Raw genomic sequence first — 15,759 nt, forward strand, 5'->3', positions numbered from 1 at the left:
TCAAGCCTCCTGATCTTCGCCAATCACAACTACTGAGTCGCTCTCATAACGGTGAGGAGGAACTTCCAGGTTGAGAGGAGCGGGCACACCGGAATAAACACGACCAGCAAGGTCATATTTGGAACCATGACAAGGGCAAAAGAAACCACCCTGCCACTTATCGCCACCTAGATCAGCAGCTCCCACATCCGGGCGGAACATAGGTGCACAACCAAGGTGAGTACAAATGCCCAACAAGATAGCGAATTCTTTGTTAATCGCTCGCTCAGGGTTTTGTGCATAACTTGGTTGCATGGTTTCTTTGGATTCTGGATCCAGCAGTACACCCTGCTCTTCCACTGTTTTCAGGCTATCTAATGCAGCCTGGGTGCGGCGCACAATAAATACCGGTTTGCCACGCCACTCTACAGTGACCATCGCGCCCGGCTCTATTTTGCTAATGTTGTATTTAACCGGTGCACCAGCAGCTTTTGCTTTGGCACTGGGACTCCAGGAGCCCACGAATGGAATTGCTGCACCCACCACGCCGACCGCACCCACTGCACAAGTGGCACCGATCAACACGCGACGGCGTGTTTTATTTACTGCGTCATTACTCATGACGAATTCTCCCCTAACAGCTTTAACGGCTAGCAAATCGCCTCACATCGCCCCACAACCTGATACTAAGGCTTATACGAAGTCTGGCGACAAAGGATTATTGGGTGACTCAAGAAAAGGCGGGCAATCTTAATGAATTAACACGCGGCTTACAAGAATAACCACACTTATATAGTGGGTTATAGGGGTGCAATTTTAGACATAAAAAAACGCCCAAGCCAGCAAAGACTTGGGCGTTTTTGATGATCATCAACCAGCAGCACAAAAAGCTGCTGGAGAAAACCATTAACGCTTGGAGAATTGTGGCTTCTTACGCGCTTTACGCAGACCCACTTTCTTACGTTCAACTTCGCGTGAGTCGCGAGTTACGTAGCCAGCTTTACGCAACTCACCGCGCAGGCTCTCGTCATACTCCATCAGAGCACGAGTCAGACCATGGCGAATAGCGCCCGCTTGACCAAAGCTACCACCGCCAACTACGGTGACATTTACATCAAACTTTTCAACCAAACCAACCAACTCCAGCGGCTGACGCACTACCATGCGTGCTACTGGACGACCGAAATATTCATCCAAAGGACGATCATTTACAGTGATGGTACCTGAACCAGCGGTGATGAACACGCGCGCGGTAGAGGTTTTGCGACGGCCGGTGCCGTAAAATTGTGCAGACATGTCAGCTCCCCTTAGATGTTCAGTTCTTTAGGTTGCTGAGCAGCATGTGGATGCTCATTACCTGCATAAACTTTCAGTTTTTTGAACATAGCACGACCCAGTGGACCCTTCGGCAACATACCTTTAACGGCAGTTTGAATGGTGCGCTCTGGCGCTTTCTCAATCAACTTTTGGAAGCTGATAGATTTAATACCACCCACAAAACCAGTGTGCGAGTAGTAAATCTTGTCAGTTGCTTTACGGCCAGTCACGCGCACTTGAGCAGCGTTGATTACAACGATGTAATCGCCGGTATCAACGTGTGGAGTGAATTCTGGCTTATGCTTGCCACGCAAACGCGAGGCGATTTCCGCAGATAAACGGCCGAGTGTTTTTCCCGCCGCATCCACGATGAACCAGTCTTGAGAGACAGATTCTGCTTTGGCAATATAGGTCTTCATGTTATTCCTGCCTAATCGGATGTGGATACTAAATAGATGTACATAAAAATCCCCTAAAACAGGGAGGCGGCATACTACACAGCCAATGCTTGTATTTCAACCGATATTTATGCTTATTCTGGCCGATGCGGACGAGCCAAGTAGTCATGACTCTGCATTTCCAACAGGCGACTAACCGTGCGCTGGAATTCAAAATCCAGCTTTCCAGTAGAATAAAGGCTAGCCAAAGGCTGTTCGGCCGAAATCACCAACTTCACCTGACGGTCATAAAATTCGTCCACCAAATTCACAAACCGACGCGCCTGATCGTCATTGGCACGCCCAAGACCCGGCACATTACTAAGGATAACTGTGTGCAACTCACGCGCCAGCTCGATGTAATCATTTTGCGAGCGAGGCCCATCGCACAGCTCGACAAAATCAAACCAGGCAATACCTTCGCCGAGATGACGCGCGCGGATCATGCGCCCTTCAATCTCCAACTCTACATCATCCTGCAACACTGCACTGGCAGGTAACAAGCTCTTGAAACTACACATCAGGCTTTTATCGGCAGCAGCATCAAGTGGCGAGTGATACAACTCCGCCTGTTCCAGAGCGCGCAACCGATAATCCACACCCCCATCAACATTCACTACCAAGGTGTGCTGATTTAACAAGGCAATAGCAGGCAGAAAACGCGCACGCTGCAAACCGTCTTTATATAAGCCATCCGGAACTATATTGGAGGTCGCAACCAACGTTACGCCGCGCGCGAACAGCTCCTCCATCAAAGTGCCAAGAATCATTGCGTCGGTAATATCCGAGACAAAAAATTCATCAAAACAGATAACACGCGCCTCGCTCGCAATAATATCGGCGACTTTTTTAAGCGGGTTCTTTTGCCCATCCAACTTTTTAAGCTCCGCATGTACCCGTCGCATAAAACGATGAAAGTGCGCGCGTAATTTTTGTTCAAAAGGCAAGCTCTCGAAAAAATTATCCATTAGATAGGTTTTACCGCGCCCTACCCCACCCCAAAAGTACAGACCACGCACCAGCTTGCGTGAATCACCACCCTTGAGCCGTTTTAGAAAACGGCCCAGCGCCGATTGCTGCTGCTCTTCACGCCAAGTTACCAGCAACTCCTCATAGAGATGCTGCAGATGCTGAACAGCCAGCTCCTGTGCAGGGTCATGGCGAAAATCTGGCCGAGTTAAATCGCGCTGGTAGCGCGCCATAGGTGATAGGGAAACTGAAGAATCCATCATGGCGATTGTCATACTATGCTTACCCATTGCCGCTCAATCACCACACTCAAATCCGCCTTGAGTGCTGTTAAATATCCATGGAAAAAATGCCCGGCCTGCGGGTAGCGAATCAGCTGAACCATACCCTGCAATGCACCAACCCATTGATAGACCCCCTCAGCAATAACACGCTCATCTGCATCACCCTGCACAACACACACCGGACAGCCGAAGCGCCCATCACGCGCGTAGGGATACCGTTCCACCGGCGGGGCAATCAAGGTTAGGTGCTGCAATTTTGGGACTAGATAACTAACCTGCGCCGCAACAGAAGAACCAAATGAAAATCCAGCCAGAAGTAAGGGTGCACTGGGGAACTGCTGATTTACCCACGCAACAACCGCCAACAGATCCTCTTGCTCACCGATCGCATTATCAAAATCACCTTCGCTTTCCCCCACACCGCGAAAGTTGAAGCGCACCGCATGAACCCCTAAATCGCGGTAGACACGCATTAGTGTTGTTACCACTTTATTATCCATAGTGCCGCCATGCAGTGGGTGTGGATGGCATATGATCGCCACTGCTTGGCGCGCCGCAAATACACCCCCGTCATCAGCAGCGTGGATCATCACCTCCAGATGACCACAAGGTCCGGGAATCAAAAGCGCCTGCTCTTTGGCAAAAGGAAAAGTCATGCAATACCTCTAAATTCAGTGCGAGTTCGCACATGGGCAATAATTTTTGCCCATTTTAATGAGAAAATGGACTTATAATAGATTTATTGGTGCTTCTGACAGCATATTGTCAGAGCGACGCCCTTGTTCAGTAGGAGATAGCTGTGTATTCACTTAGTACCCTTATCATCAGTGGCTTGGTTTGCCTGCTCGCCGGTGGTGGCCTTACCGCCCTAATTATGTATACGTTTCGCGCCCAGTTATTGGGGCACAATCTTGAGCAGCGCCTACATCACGCTGAAACCACACTACAAGCTTATCAACGCGACGTTGCCGAACACTTTGCACAAACATCGCAATTGGTAAACAACCTGACTCAATCCTATCGTGAAGTGCACGAACACCTTGCCAGCGGTGCGCTAAAGCTGGCAACACCCGCTATAAGTCGCCAGATACTGGATTCCGCCAATAGTGGGTTGGGCGGCAACACTAAATCCTACATCAGTGGGCAGCATATTGAACCGCCCCGCGACTGGGCTCCCAAAGCACCAGGCACCAAAGGCACACTTAGCGAAGACTACGATTTGCGCGATGACCCAGTAGATAGTTCTCGCTTGCCAACAGAGTCCGCAGATGATTACGACTTTGACGGCAAAGCGAATCGATACTAAAAATTAATATCTGCATCTAACGGATTATTTAATGCATAGCTCCCCATTGAGTTCACACACAGGATGTCGAACAAAAGTAAAACCCCGCATCTAGCGGGGTTTTTGTTGGCCTGACAAATACCGCTCGACGGAGACACCCTTGATTCTATTAAAGCGCTTGCTGCAGTTTATAAGCTGGCCGATTACCGCAGGCGTTATTATTGCGTTACTTGCTCTTCTCTTATTTCCCCAACTACGTGGCAACAACGCACCAAAACCTGATGAACAAAAACACACTCTAGGCGTAGTTTCCTATGCAGATGCAGTCAGTCGCGCCGCCCCTGCTGTAGTGAATGTTTATACCGAAAAGCGAGTTGTACAACGCTATCAAAATCTTTATAACAACCCGCTTTACCGCCAACTTTACGACAAATCCAATACCCCACAGCAAGAACGTATGCAAAACACCTTGGGGTCAGGCGTAATTGTCGATGCCCAGGGTCACATACTCACCAACAAACATGTGGTTAATGGTGCCGATAAAATTTTTGTATTGCTTTACGATGGGCGCGGCGCCTCTGCAGAACTAATTGGCACAGACCCACAAAATGACTTGGCCGTATTAAAAATAACCACAGAAAACCTAACCCCTATCACCATTGGTGATTCCAACAATACCCGCGTGGGCGATGTCGTACTCGCGATTGGCAATCCGTTCGGTGTTGGACAAAGTGTTAGTCAAGGTATAGTCAGCGCTACTGGCCGCTGGAATCTTGGCATCAACAGTGCTGAAAACTTCATTCAAACAGATGCAGCAATTAATCCAGGTAACTCCGGCGGCGCACTGATTGATGCTTACGGCAACTTAGTAGGCATAAACACGGCGATGTTGGATGAAACCGGCGCCTCCGTTGGAATAAGCTTTGCGGTTCCTGCCGAGAAAGCAATGAATTCACTGCGCCAAATTGTCGAGTATGGTGAGGTGCGTCGCGGCTGGCTGGGGTTAGCAATTAACTCATTAACCAACGACCAGATCAAAGAAATGGGCGTAAATGGTTTGGTTGTGACAGAAATCGAAAGCAAAAGCCCCGCTGAAGATGCAGGTTTTCAAAAAGGCGACATCATTACACATATTGATGGAGTAGCTTTGATAGATGCGCCGTCTCTCATCAATTCAATCCGCAATATTCAACCTAATGCTGAAATTACCTTCAGGGTAGTTCGCAATGGCGAATCACAAGAGTTAAAGGCGATTGCAGGATTTCCGCCCACCAAAACCTGATAAAAATAAAAATGGGCACTTAAGTGCCCATTTTTATTTCATCGCTATCAACAAATAATTAATCGACAATCCGGTATTCCGCCGAGCGCGCATGCGCTTCCAGATATTCACTGCGCGCCAGTACTGATGCTGTCTTCGATAACACTGATGCACCCGCTGCCGAACACATAATAATTGAGCTGCGCTTTTGGAAATCGTACACCCCCAGCGGCGATGAAAAACGCGCAGTACCCGACGTGGGCAATACGTGGTTGGGGCCAGCGCAATAATCACCGAGTGCTTCCGGAGTAAAACGCCCCATAAAAATGGCACCAGCGTGACGCACCTGCGGCAACAACGATTCTGGATCAGCAACCGACAACTCCAAATGTTCCGGTGCAATGCGATTACTCACCGCAATGGCTTGCTCCATATCGGCAACTTTAATTAATGCGCCGCGATTTTTTAATGACACACTCGCAATCGTTTCGCGCGCCAGCGTTGGCAATAAACGTTTGAGCGACGCCTCCACTTTATTTAAATAATCGGCATCCGGGCACAGCAAAATTGATTGCGCCTGCTCGTCATGTTCCGCCTGACTAAATAAATCCATCGCGATCCAATCCGGATCGGTCAGGCCGTCGCACACCACTAAAATTTCTGAAGGGCCGGCGATCATATCAATAGCCACCTGACCAAATACTGCTCGCTTGGCGGTAGCTACATAAATATTGCCGGGGCCGACAATTTTATCGACCTTGGCAATAGTTTCTGTGCCATAAGCCAGTGCCGCAACCGCTTGCGCGCCACCAATAGTAATGACGCGATCTACACCGGCGATTGCCGCCGCTGCCAATACCATCGGGCTTATGTCGCCATCGGGCGCAGGTACCACCATGGTTAATTCATCAACGCCAGCAACTTTCGCTGGAATAGCATTCATCAATACCGATGAGGGGTAAGACGCTTTGCCGCCGGGCACATATAAGCCCACACGCTCCATCGCTGAAATTTGTTGGCCGAGCACAGTGCCGTCGGCTTCAGTGTAGCGCCAGGAACTTTGCAACTGATGCTGGTGATAGTTGCGAATACGCTCAGCCGCAATTTCCAATGCGACGCGCTGCTCGGCACTGATTTGAGTCAGCGCATGCTGCAACTGCGCGGGAGTAACCACAAAATCATTAATGCTCTGCGCCGAGCGGCGATCAAACTTATTAGTGAATTCCACTACCGCTACATCACCACGGATTTTTACCTGCTGCAAAATATCATCGACCACTGCTGCAACACGGGTATCGCTTACCGATTCCCACGCGAGCAGCTGATCCAAACGCTGATTAAAATCGCTTTGGCTTGCATCCAAACGGGTGATGATAGATTCAGACATGGAATTCTCTTTTAAAAAAACCAATAACAATGTGAACTAAAAAAATAATAGGTTGATCATGCAGCCTATCCATTACAAATACCCATTGGCATTTGCAATGGACGGTATAGAAAACTAATCGACCGCTACGGCGGTAGCGATATGATCGATAATGGTTTGGATTTGTACGTGTTTCATTTTCATTGACGCTTTATTCACAATCAAACGTGAACTGATGTCTGCAATAAATTCACGCGGCTCCAAACCATTGGCGCGCAAGGTATTGCCGGTATCGACAATATCCACAATCTCATCAGCCAGATTCATAATCGGTGCCAATTCCATCGCACCGTAAAGCTTGATGATGTCCGTCTGGCGACCTTGTGAGGCGTAATATTGTTTGGCGATATTGACGTACTTGGTGGCAACACGGATCCGACCCGCAGGCAGTGATTCGCCCTTCACCCCGGCAGTCATCAATTTGCAGCGTGCGATATTTAAATCAAGCGGCTCATACAGGCCTTCAGCGCCGTTTTCCATCAAGGTATCTTTACCCGAGATACCCATATCCGCCGCGCCAAATTGCACATAGGTGGGCACATCGGCGCCGCGCAATAACAGCAACCGCACATTGGCCTGGGTGGTATCGAACACCAGTTTGCGGCTTTTTTCCATATCTTCGAGCGGCTCAATACCTGCTGCAGCGAGCAGCGGTAAAGTCTCTTCCAGAATGCGCCCTTTAGTGAGCGCAATAGTCAGGGTTTGGCTCATGGCATCCACCTTCTTACGAACCTTTAACACGGCGCACACTGGCGCCAATGTTTTGGAATTTTTGTTCAATCGCCTCGTAACCGCGATCGATATGGTAGATGCGGTCAATCAATGTTTCGCCATCAGCAACCAGACCGGCAATCACCAAACTCGCCGAGGCGCGCAGGTCCGATGCCATTACCGGCGCCGCTTTCAAACGCTCCACACCGGTCACAATGGCAGTGTTGTGTTCGAGCTCGATATGCGCGCCCATACGGTTCAATTCGGCCACCTGCACCAAACGGTTTTCAAAAATCGTTTCAGTGATATGGCTGACCCCTTCAGCGACCGCATTCATCGCCATAAATTGCGATTGCATATCGGTGGGAAACGCCGGGTAAGGGGCGGTTTTCAAACTGACGGCTTTAGGGCGCTTGCCGTGCATATCCAGTGTGATCCAATCCTCGCCTACGGCGATATCGGCCCCCGCTTCCTGTAATTTTAAAATCACCGCTTCGAGAATATCGGCGCGGGTATGGGTCAATTTGATGTTGCCGCGTGTTGCTGCAGCAGCCACCAAATAAGTGCCGGTTTCGATGCGGTCAGGCATGACACTGTATTCACAGCCATTCAATTTTTCGACGCCGTAAACGGTCAAGGTCGATGTGCCTATCCCTTCAATTTTTGCGCCCATGGCGACCAGCATATTAGCCAGGTCGACAATTTCCGGTTCGCGCGCGGCGTTTTCCAGTACGGTTTTGCCCTCAGCCAACACGGCGGCCATCAGCAGGTTTTCAGTGCCGCCCACGGTGACCATATCCATCAGGAAATGACAGCCCTTCAAACGGCCGTTGGAGCGAGCGCGAATATAACCACCGTCAATTTCGATGCTGGCCCCCATAGCCTCCAAGCCGCGCAAATGGATATCCACCGGGCGCGAACCAATTGCGCAGCCGCCAGGGAAGGACACATTAGCCTCGCCGTAGCGTGCAAGCAGCGGCCCGAGCACCAGAATCGAGGCACGCATGGTTTTTACCAGCTCGTAGGAGGCGGTATAGGAGTTGATAGTATTAGGATCGACAATTACCACATGCTCGCCCTGAATCTCGATAGTCAGGCCAAGGGTGCGCAGTAGCTGCACCATGGTGGTCATGTCTTTTAAGTGTGGAACATTGGTCAGGCGCACCTCGCCATCGGCCAATATAGATGCCGCCAAAAGCGGCAAACCGGCATTTTTAGAGCCTGAAATACGAATTTCACCAGAGAGCGGCCCGCCGCCCGAAATCAAAAACTTATCCATTGCCAACCTGAAATTAAAAGAAGATGCACCGAGGAAAAAAGCGGAATAGCCGACTAATAATCGCTATAGCCACCGAAATGAGCGAACAAGACTGCAGCCGGAATTACTGCTGGGCCTGCCACTGCTCGGGGGTAAATGCCTTGATATAGTCCACCGCATGGATACTGCGATCGGCAAACTGGGAACTGAGTGTAGACAATACCAACTGCTGTTTTTTAACAGGAGTCAGGCCAGCAAAAGCCGGGCTGACAATCACCAAACCTATATGATCGCCCTGCACCTCTACGGATTTCACATCACACTCAGGGATTTGGCTTTCAATCAGGGCTTTAATTTGTTCGGCTTGCATAATATTTTCCGATAATGGCTGGTTCGCACCCGGCAGTCACAGGCAGTGAACAGCCTTGGGCGAACATAATCTAGCGATAAGTAAATAAGGCGCGGAGTTTACCGGAATGTCGCCCATATCGCACTTAAAAATCCGCCCCCTGAAATGCAAAACCCCCAGCCGGGGCTGAGGGTTGAGGATAAAAAGATACTGAGGTCAGATCACAAATCACGCATCCACGAGCCAGTTGGCAATCACCTGATCAATATCACCACTATGCTTCTTCAGGCCGGCCTTAAACTGACCGCTAAATGACTGCCCAAGATTTACCCCATTGAGAACCACATTGATGAGCTTCCACTCGCCAGACTTGCCCTGCACCATAGTGTAATCAAGCTTGTGACTAGTGCCTTCAGCCATTACTTCTTGCTTTACTACAACGCGCTTGGCGTTTTTGGGATCGGTCACCACACCCGCGAGTGTAACCTTGCTATCTGCATAGCCGAGAATGCCTTTAGCCAGAGATTTCACCATGCCATCTTTAAACACTTTCAGGAACTGCGTCCGTTGCGCGGGAGTGGCCTTGCTGTAGGTGGACTTGCCCATCACTGAAGCAGCAATGAAAGGGAAGTTAACCACTTCATCAAGTACCTTTTCTACCTGCTTGAAATAGATATCGTCTGCGGTTTTAGCCGCATTTTTTTCCTTAACCAAACCGAAGAGTTCCTGTGCAACCGACTCAACAATAACTTTCGGTTCTTGATTCGCGTCAGCTGCTTGGGCAACTGTATGGACGCCGAATAATAAAAACGTGCTTAGAACAGCACCGGATATTTTGGTAAGCAGATATTTCATGGTAAAACCTTCCATTAAGTCAGATGAATTCATTCAAGTTGGCCCTGAGCCAGACTAAGGTGACCGAAACTCGGACAGCGCTAGTTCCTTATGGTGCCATTCTTTTTAAGGACATTGTGGGTGTGGCGATTTATTGAACCAAAGGGGAGGTTAACTTAACCTGAAGGCGCAGCGAGCAGGTTTGCGCGGCGGACTATAGCATTTTGATCTGCCGCTCGATAACCGCTAAAGCGGAAAAAACATCGCAGCCCCTCGCCTTGGCGAACATGACCGCTATAATGCCCTCCCGCTTTTTGGAATAGTCACATGGCCAGTTTTGATTATCTTAGCTCTGCACTACGCACTATCCGCCTTGAAGCAGAAGCCGTTAACGCATTAAGTGAGCGCATCGATGCCAACTTCACCCGTGCGTGCGCGTTGATAATGGCCTGTAGCGGCAGAGTTATAGTGACCGGAATGGGTAAATCCGGTCATATTGGCAAAAAAATCGCAGCCACACTGGCAAGCACAGGCACCCCTGCCTTTTTTGTTCATCCCGGCGAGGCAAGTCACGGTGATCTGGGCATGATCACCAAAAGCGACATAGTGCTGGCCATTTCCTATTCCGGCACATCCAGCGAAATTGTTACCCTGTTGCCACTATTAAAACGCGCGGGAATCAAAATTATCAGCATGACCGCCAATGCCCAATCCACATTGGGCGAAGTCGCTGAAGTGAACCTCGACATCAGTGTAGTTCACGAGGCCTGCCCACTCGATTTAGCCCCCACCTCCAGCACCACTGCCACATTGGTAATGGGCGATGCTCTCGCCATTGCACTGCTGGAAGCACGCGGTTTTACCGCGGAAGATTTTGCCTTCTCTCACCCCGGTGGCGCGCTGGGACGCAAACTACTGCTGCGCCTCTCAGATGTCATGCATACCGGCGGTGATATACCGCGCGTCTCCCCTGAAACACCGCTACTTGATGCATTAATGGTGATGTCAGAAAAAGGCTTTGGCATGACAACCGTCATGAATAGCGATAATGAACTACTTGGTATATTTACCGATGGCGATTTACGCCGCAGTATTGATCGCGGTGTAGATGTGCGCAGCGCTAAAACATACGAGTTAATGAACACCACCCCCAAAATTCTGCGCGAGAACATGCTCGCTGCTGAAGCATTAGCGGTAATGGAAGAAGCAAAAATAAACGTACTACTGGTCAGCAACGAACAAAAACAGCTTGTCGGTGTCGTAAAAATCAATGACTTGTTGCGCGCAGGCATCATCTAACCTGCAATTGCAGCACCATCAGGAACAGAGCATGAACTCAGAATTACGCGAGCGCGCCATACAGATCAAACTTTTATTGTTAGATGTGGATGGCGTACTTACCGACGGCCGCCTCTACTTCAGCAATAGCGGCGAAGAATTTAAATCATTCAGCACATTGGACGGACAAGGGATCAAAGCCCTGCAGAAAACCGGCGTTAAAGTAGGGATTATTACTGGACGAACCAGCAACCTGGTTGCCAAACGCGCCAACGATTTGGGAATCGAGATTTTAGTACAAGGCCGCGAAGACAAGTGGAATGCACTACAGGAAATACTCCAGCATCACAGCTTTGCCTTGCATGAAATTGCCTTTATGGGTGATGACTGGCCGGATCTTACCGTTATGACACGGGTCGGCCTTGCCTTCACTGTGGCCAATGCCCATTTCAGTGTTGCCCAACGCGCGCACTGGCAAAGCAGCGAACGCGGTGGTGAAGGTGCGGTGCGCGCAGCTTGTGATCTTATAATGCAAGCACAAAATACCTTTGATACCGCCTTAAATACCTACCTCACTGGAAGCACTCACTAAATTATGGCCCTATTACAGCGCATCCAGCGATTACACCAGCATATTCCGGGGCCCTGGCTAGTCGCCTTTGCCTTGGTGGTGGTGTTTTTTGCCTTTTCACTCAGGCACAAAGACGACATTCAACCTGGCCAATATGAGTCCAGCGGTTTTCCCCAGTACTACATGAAATCCGTGGAGACACGCGAATACAGTCCAGAGGGAACACTTCGCTATCAACTAACGACACCACAAGTAACCCATTATCAAATCAGCGCAGACGGCCCTTCGGAGCGCGATTACACATTCTTTGAACAACCCTCCATGGCTTTTTACGACAAAGACGCTACTGCGCCCTGGCTAGTTAATGCGCGCGAAGGCAAAAGCCAACTCAATGGTGAATTCATCAGGCTGCAGGATGATGTCGTGATTCAACAGCAAACCAACTCCAATGGTGTTGTACGTATCACCACCAGCCTACTGGACCTATTCCCAAAGACACAATTCGCGCGCACCGACAAAGCTGTTAAGATGCGCAGCGCAAAAGGCCAGATGTCGGCCCAAGGCATGGAAGCAGACTTCGCCAATAGTCAGCTTCAGTTAAAGTCCCAAGTTAAGGCCGCTTATGAACCGCGCTAAATCACTGCTTAAAATACTTCCCCTGCTCGCGGGCTTATGCTGTTCGGTGACAGCTTGGGCGTTACCAAGCGACAAAAATGAAACTATCCGCGGCTCCGCTGACAACCTGACCGTTGATCAAAAAAACGGGGTGGCAACTTACACAGGCTCGGTTGAGATCCGCCAAGGCTCACTCATTATCAATGCCGACTCAATCATCATCCACACCAACAATGAAGGTGGCGTGGAAAAAATGATCGCCACTGGCAGCCCTGCGAAATTCCAGCAACAGCCGGAAGCAGAACAAGGGGTAGTCACCGCATCCGCCAAACAAATTACCTACACCCCCAACAACGAGCATTTACTACTCATTGAAGATGCTTCCGTTGAGCAAAATGGTGCCGTCATGAGTGGCCCACATATCGATTACGATCTGGTCAAAGAAGTGATGAAGGCAGAAGGCAACAACACTGGCGAAGGACAACGAATAGAGATAGTCATTCCCCCTAAATCCGCGAAACCAGAAGACCTACAGGCCCCCTCATCCACAGCCAATAGCAACTGATTCCTATGCCTAGTTTGCACGCGCGACACCTCGCCAAGAGCTACAAAAAACGTAAAGTGGTTATCGATGTCTCTATCACAGTAGAGAGCGGCCATATTGTTGGGCTCCTGGGCCCTAATGGCGCCGGAAAAACCACCTGTTTTTATATGATCGCCGGTTTAGTACCGGCAGATAATGGCAGCGTATTAATTGATGATCGCGATATCACCCAACTGCCAATTCATGGACGCGCACGTGCCGGTATTGGTTATTTGCCACAAGAAGCATCCATTTTCCGCAAACTTACCGTCGCCGATAACATTATGGCGATCCTTGAGACTCGCAAAGACCTGGATCGGGAAGCACGCGCAGAAAAACTGGAAGCACTGCTGAACGAATTTCACATCACCCATATTCGCGACAGCCTTGGCATGGCACTCTCAGGTGGTGAGCGGCGCCGGGTAGAAATCGCCCGCGCACTGGCGACAGACCCTAAATTTATCCTGCTCGATGAACCCTTTGCGGGTGTTGACCCGATTTCGGTTAACGACATCAAAGAAATAGTCCGTCACCTCAAAGATCGCGGGATTGGCGTTCTTATTACCGACCACAATGTACGCGAGACCTTGGACATCTGCGAGACGGCCTATATCGTAAGCGAAGGGCACATTATTGCCGAAGGTGATGCCGATACAGTGTTGAGTAACAGCAAAGTCCGCGAAGTCTATCTGGGCGAACACTTTCGCCTGTGAGTTCAACAAACGCCTTAACCACCCGACAAACAACTTGACAAGTAATATTATTTGGCTACTAGGCATAAAGCTTGCTTAAGTATGTTGCTTGAAGCGCAAACCCTGACTAAACTCCACCTAACAGATGTTTTCCATCCCGCGTTAAATAAGGGTTTGTTGCTACAACAATGAAACAATCTCTCCAGCTTAAACTCGGCCAACAGCTGACAATGACTCCCCAACTGCAACAGGCGATACGTCTTTTGCAGCTCTCCACGCTGGATCTTCAACAGGAAATCCAGGAGGCACTCGAATCCAATCCCATGCTGGAAGTTGAGGAAGGTTTTGACTCAGCAACTACCAGCAGCGATTATGAAGGCAGTGCGGACGATAAGATTGATTACACCCGCCAACAGGAAATTGCTGCAGAATCCGGCACCGACAATAGCGCCGACTTCAGTGCCAGCGACAATTTCTCGTCATCAACCGCTGATAACTTCAACGAACCTGGCTACGGCGAATCTGAAAGTTTTGGCGAGGGCGAAAGCTTTAGCGATGGGGAATCCTTTGGTGATAGCGATGTCTATGGTGAAGGCGATAGTTTCAGCGCCGACAGCGGTGACTGGAGCGACTCGATTCCCAGCGATTTACCGGTAGATACCAGCTGGGACGATGTTTACCAAACCTCATCAACCGGCAGCTCCAGCAACTACGATAATGAAGACAATGATTTTGAAAGTCGTCGCGCTGTTACCGACTCACTCTATGATCATTTGATGTGGCAACTCAATTTAACGCCCATGTCAGATCGCGACCGGGTGTTAGCGATGGCAATTATCGACGCGGTTGAACCCAGCGGCATGCTGTCTATTACCATCGAAGAAATATTCGAAGGAATGCGTGGCGATTTTGAAGAGCTGGAACTGGATGAAGTTGTTGCAGTTCAACACCGGCTGCAGCAGTTTGATCCCTGCGGTGTGTGCAGCCAAAACTTATCTGAATGTTTATTGGTGCAGTTACAACAGTTTGACCCCAAAACACCCTTTTTGGATTCGGCAAAATTAATCGCCAAACTTTACTTGCCTATATTGGGTAGTCGCGACTACCGTCAGTTAATGCGCCGCACCAAACTGAAAGAGGCCGAGTTGAGCCAGGCCATCACCCTGATCCAAAGCCTAAACCCTCGCCCAGGCGATATTATTGCCAGTGGTGACACGGAATATGTAGTACCGGATGTGTTCGTTGAAAAGCGCGATGGCCGCTGGATTGTTGAATTAAACCCGGAAATTGCACCGCGCCTGCGTATCAATTCCAATTATGCCTCCATGGTAAAGCGCGCGGACTCGAGCAGCGACAACACATTTCTCAAGGATAATTTGCAAGAAGCCCGCTGGTTCCTGAAAAGTTTACAGAGCCGCAATGAGACTCTGCTTAAAGTAGCCAGTTGTATTGTGGAAAAACAACGCGGGTTTCTCGATTACGGCCCCGAAGCCATGAAGCCGCTGGTGCTGCACGATATCGCTGAAATTGTTGAGATGCATGAATCCACTATTTCGCGGGTAACCACCCAGAAATATATGCACACACCGCAGGGTATCTTCGAACTGAAATACTTTTTCTCCAGCCATGTTAGTACCGATAGCGGCGGCGAGTGCTCTTCAACAGCGATTCGCGCAATTATTAAAAAGTTGGTGAGTGCGGAAAACCCCAAAAAACCGTTGAGCGATAGCAAAATCACCGACCTGCTCGCGGAACAGGGAATTCAGGTAGCGCGTCGTACCATTGCAAAATATCGCGAGTCGCTGAATATTCCACCCTCTAATGAGCGGAAAACCATTTAATTATCATTAACCGGTTATAAATACGAAATTCGGAAGAAAATCACGGACGAGCTGTTAGGTTGTGCTGAT

18 protein-coding genes are annotated in these 15,759 nt (G+C 49.6%); 8 read left to right on the plus strand and 10 right to left on the minus strand.

The window, feature by feature from the left end; all coding sequences use genetic code 11:
• From petA to D0B88_RS17440, 5 genes are all read right to left on the minus strand, one after another.
• Positions 1-600, minus strand: coding sequence for a ubiquinol-cytochrome c reductase iron-sulfur subunit (gene petA, locus D0B88_RS17420; RefSeq protein ID WP_007643191.1), 600 nt, complete (start codon positions 598-600; stop codon positions 1-3).
• A gap of 285 nt (positions 601-885) precedes the next feature.
• Entirely contained in the window at positions 886-1,275 is a 390-nt protein-coding gene (gene rpsI / locus D0B88_RS17425; RefSeq protein WP_007643195.1) for a 30S ribosomal protein S9, read from the minus strand.
• An 11-nt stretch (positions 1,276-1,286) separates the two neighbouring features.
• Positions 1,287-1,715 (minus strand): 50S ribosomal protein L13, encoded by a 429-nt coding sequence (gene rplM / locus D0B88_RS17430; protein WP_007643196.1) that lies wholly within the window; start codon positions 1,713-1,715, stop codon positions 1,287-1,289.
• A 113-nt stretch (positions 1,716-1,828) separates the two neighbouring features.
• Entirely contained in the window at positions 1,829-2,962 is a 1,134-nt protein-coding gene (zapE, locus tag D0B88_RS17435) for a cell division protein ZapE (RefSeq protein ID WP_304487089.1), read from the minus strand.
• An 11-nt stretch (positions 2,963-2,973) separates the two neighbouring features.
• Positions 2,974-3,642 (minus strand): alpha/beta hydrolase, encoded by a 669-nt coding sequence (locus tag D0B88_RS17440; RefSeq protein WP_151058742.1) that lies wholly within the window; start codon positions 3,640-3,642, stop codon positions 2,974-2,976.
• Positions 3,643-3,785: 143 nt separating this feature from the next.
• On the opposite strand from D0B88_RS17440, the gene D0B88_RS17445 reads away from it, so the two are divergent.
• Positions 3,786-4,292 carry a YhcB family protein gene (locus D0B88_RS17445; RefSeq protein WP_007643206.1) on the plus strand — a complete coding sequence of 169 codons (507 nt, stop codon included), beginning with the start codon at positions 3,786-3,788 and terminating at the stop codon, positions 4,290-4,292.
• Between the two features lie 139 nt (positions 4,293-4,431).
• Complete coding sequence (locus D0B88_RS17450; protein ID WP_151058744.1) at positions 4,432-5,553, plus strand: trypsin-like peptidase domain-containing protein; 1,122 nt, start codon at positions 4,432-4,434, stop codon at positions 5,551-5,553.
• A gap of 58 nt (positions 5,554-5,611) precedes the next feature.
• Here D0B88_RS17450 and hisD read toward each other — a convergent pair whose 3' ends face one another.
• The 5 genes from hisD to D0B88_RS17475 all read right to left on the minus strand — a co-directional run bounded on the left by hisD (position 5,612) and on the right by D0B88_RS17475 (position 10,164).
• Entirely contained in the window at positions 5,612-6,919 is a 1,308-nt protein-coding gene (gene hisD, locus D0B88_RS17455; protein WP_151058746.1) for a histidinol dehydrogenase, read from the minus strand.
• 114 nt (positions 6,920-7,033) lie between these two features.
• Positions 7,034-7,669 (minus strand): ATP phosphoribosyltransferase, encoded by a 636-nt coding sequence (gene hisG, locus D0B88_RS17460; protein ID WP_151058748.1) that lies wholly within the window; start codon positions 7,667-7,669, stop codon positions 7,034-7,036.
• 13 nt (positions 7,670-7,682) lie between these two features.
• The gene (murA, locus tag D0B88_RS17465) at positions 7,683-8,948 is read right to left on the minus strand and encodes a UDP-N-acetylglucosamine 1-carboxyvinyltransferase (RefSeq protein ID WP_007643210.1); all 1,266 of its coding nucleotides are present in this window, start codon (positions 8,946-8,948) and stop codon (positions 7,683-7,685) included.
• A 103-nt stretch (positions 8,949-9,051) separates the two neighbouring features.
• Positions 9,052-9,297 carry a BolA family protein gene (locus tag D0B88_RS17470; protein ID WP_151058750.1) on the minus strand — a complete coding sequence of 82 codons (246 nt, stop codon included), beginning with the start codon at positions 9,295-9,297 and terminating at the stop codon, positions 9,052-9,054.
• Between the two features lie 207 nt (positions 9,298-9,504).
• Positions 9,505-10,164 carry a phospholipid-binding protein MlaC gene (locus D0B88_RS17475; RefSeq protein ID WP_007643212.1) on the minus strand — a complete coding sequence of 220 codons (660 nt, stop codon included), beginning with the start codon at positions 10,162-10,164 and terminating at the stop codon, positions 9,505-9,507.
• Positions 10,165-10,437: 273 nt separating this feature from the next.
• Between D0B88_RS17475 and D0B88_RS17480 the strand changes: the two genes are divergently transcribed.
• The 6 genes from D0B88_RS17480 to D0B88_RS17505 all read left to right on the plus strand — a co-directional run bounded on the left by D0B88_RS17480 (position 10,438) and on the right by D0B88_RS17505 (position 15,690).
• Positions 10,438-11,409 (plus strand): KpsF/GutQ family sugar-phosphate isomerase, encoded by a 972-nt coding sequence (locus D0B88_RS17480; protein WP_007643215.1) that lies wholly within the window; start codon positions 10,438-10,440, stop codon positions 11,407-11,409.
• Between the two features lie 31 nt (positions 11,410-11,440).
• The gene (locus tag D0B88_RS17485) at positions 11,441-11,980 is read left to right on the plus strand and encodes an HAD family hydrolase (RefSeq protein ID WP_007643216.1); all 540 of its coding nucleotides are present in this window, start codon (positions 11,441-11,443) and stop codon (positions 11,978-11,980) included.
• 3 nt (positions 11,981-11,983) lie between these two features.
• Positions 11,984-12,595 (plus strand): LPS export ABC transporter periplasmic protein LptC, encoded by a 612-nt coding sequence (gene lptC / locus D0B88_RS17490; RefSeq protein WP_151058752.1) that lies wholly within the window; start codon positions 11,984-11,986, stop codon positions 12,593-12,595.
• A complete protein-coding gene (lptA, locus tag D0B88_RS17495; protein ID WP_007643218.1) occupies positions 12,582-13,139 on the plus strand; it encodes a lipopolysaccharide transport periplasmic protein LptA in 558 nt (185 codons plus the stop codon). Before lptC ends, lptA begins: the two co-directional genes overlap by 14 nt.
• Before the next feature lie 5 nt (positions 13,140-13,144).
• Positions 13,145-13,870, plus strand: coding sequence for an LPS export ABC transporter ATP-binding protein (gene lptB, locus D0B88_RS17500; protein ID WP_151058754.1), 726 nt, complete (start codon positions 13,145-13,147; stop codon positions 13,868-13,870).
• A gap of 167 nt (positions 13,871-14,037) precedes the next feature.
• Positions 14,038-15,690, plus strand: coding sequence for an RNA polymerase factor sigma-54 (locus D0B88_RS17505; RefSeq protein ID WP_151058756.1), 1,653 nt, complete (start codon positions 14,038-14,040; stop codon positions 15,688-15,690).
• The last annotated feature ends 69 nt before the right edge of the window (positions 15,691-15,759 follow it).

Source organism: Cellvibrio sp. KY-YJ-3 (assembly GCF_008806955.1).
Taxonomy (GTDB): Bacteria; Pseudomonadota; Gammaproteobacteria; order Pseudomonadales; family Cellvibrionaceae; genus Cellvibrio.

Excerpts from the sequence above, each read along its gene's own strand:
- hisG (WP_151058748.1), bottom strand. The coding sequence starts at position 7,669 with ATGAGCCAAACCCTGACTATTGCGCTCACTAAAGGGCGCATTCTGGAA.
- rpsI (WP_007643195.1), bottom strand. The coding sequence starts at position 1,275 with ATGTCTGCACAATTTTACGGCACCGGCCGTCGCAAAACCTCTACCGCG.
- rplM (WP_007643196.1), bottom strand. The coding sequence starts at position 1,715 with ATGAAGACCTATATTGCCAAAGCAGAATCTGTCTCTCAAGACTGGTTC.
- lptB (WP_151058754.1), top strand. The coding sequence starts at position 13,145 with ATGCCTAGTTTGCACGCGCGACACCTCGCCAAGAGCTACAAAAAACGT.
- petA (WP_007643191.1), bottom strand. The coding sequence starts at position 600 with ATGAGTAATGACGCAGTAAATAAAACACGCCGTCGCGTGTTGATCGGT.
- D0B88_RS17470 (WP_151058750.1), bottom strand. The coding sequence starts at position 9,297 with ATGCAAGCCGAACAAATTAAAGCCCTGATTGAAAGCCAAATCCCTGAG.
- lptC (WP_151058752.1), top strand. The coding sequence starts at position 11,984 with ATGGCCCTATTACAGCGCATCCAGCGATTACACCAGCATATTCCGGGG.
- D0B88_RS17475 (WP_007643212.1), bottom strand. The coding sequence starts at position 10,164 with ATGAATTCATCTGACTTAATGGAAGGTTTTACCATGAAATATCTGCTT.
- murA (WP_007643210.1), bottom strand. The coding sequence starts at position 8,948 with ATGGATAAGTTTTTGATTTCGGGCGGCGGGCCGCTCTCTGGTGAAATT.
- D0B88_RS17440 (WP_151058742.1), bottom strand. The coding sequence starts at position 3,642 with ATGACTTTTCCTTTTGCCAAAGAGCAGGCGCTTTTGATTCCCGGACCT.
- lptA (WP_007643218.1), top strand. The coding sequence starts at position 12,582 with ATGAACCGCGCTAAATCACTGCTTAAAATACTTCCCCTGCTCGCGGGC.
- hisD (WP_151058746.1), bottom strand. The coding sequence starts at position 6,919 with ATGTCTGAATCTATCATCACCCGTTTGGATGCAAGCCAAAGCGATTTT.
- zapE (WP_304487089.1), bottom strand. The coding sequence starts at position 2,962 with ATGGATTCTTCAGTTTCCCTATCACCTATGGCGCGCTACCAGCGCGAT.
- D0B88_RS17505 (WP_151058756.1), top strand. The coding sequence starts at position 14,038 with ATGAAACAATCTCTCCAGCTTAAACTCGGCCAACAGCTGACAATGACT.
- D0B88_RS17480 (WP_007643215.1), top strand. The coding sequence starts at position 10,438 with ATGGCCAGTTTTGATTATCTTAGCTCTGCACTACGCACTATCCGCCTT.
- D0B88_RS17485 (WP_007643216.1), top strand. The coding sequence starts at position 11,441 with ATGAACTCAGAATTACGCGAGCGCGCCATACAGATCAAACTTTTATTG.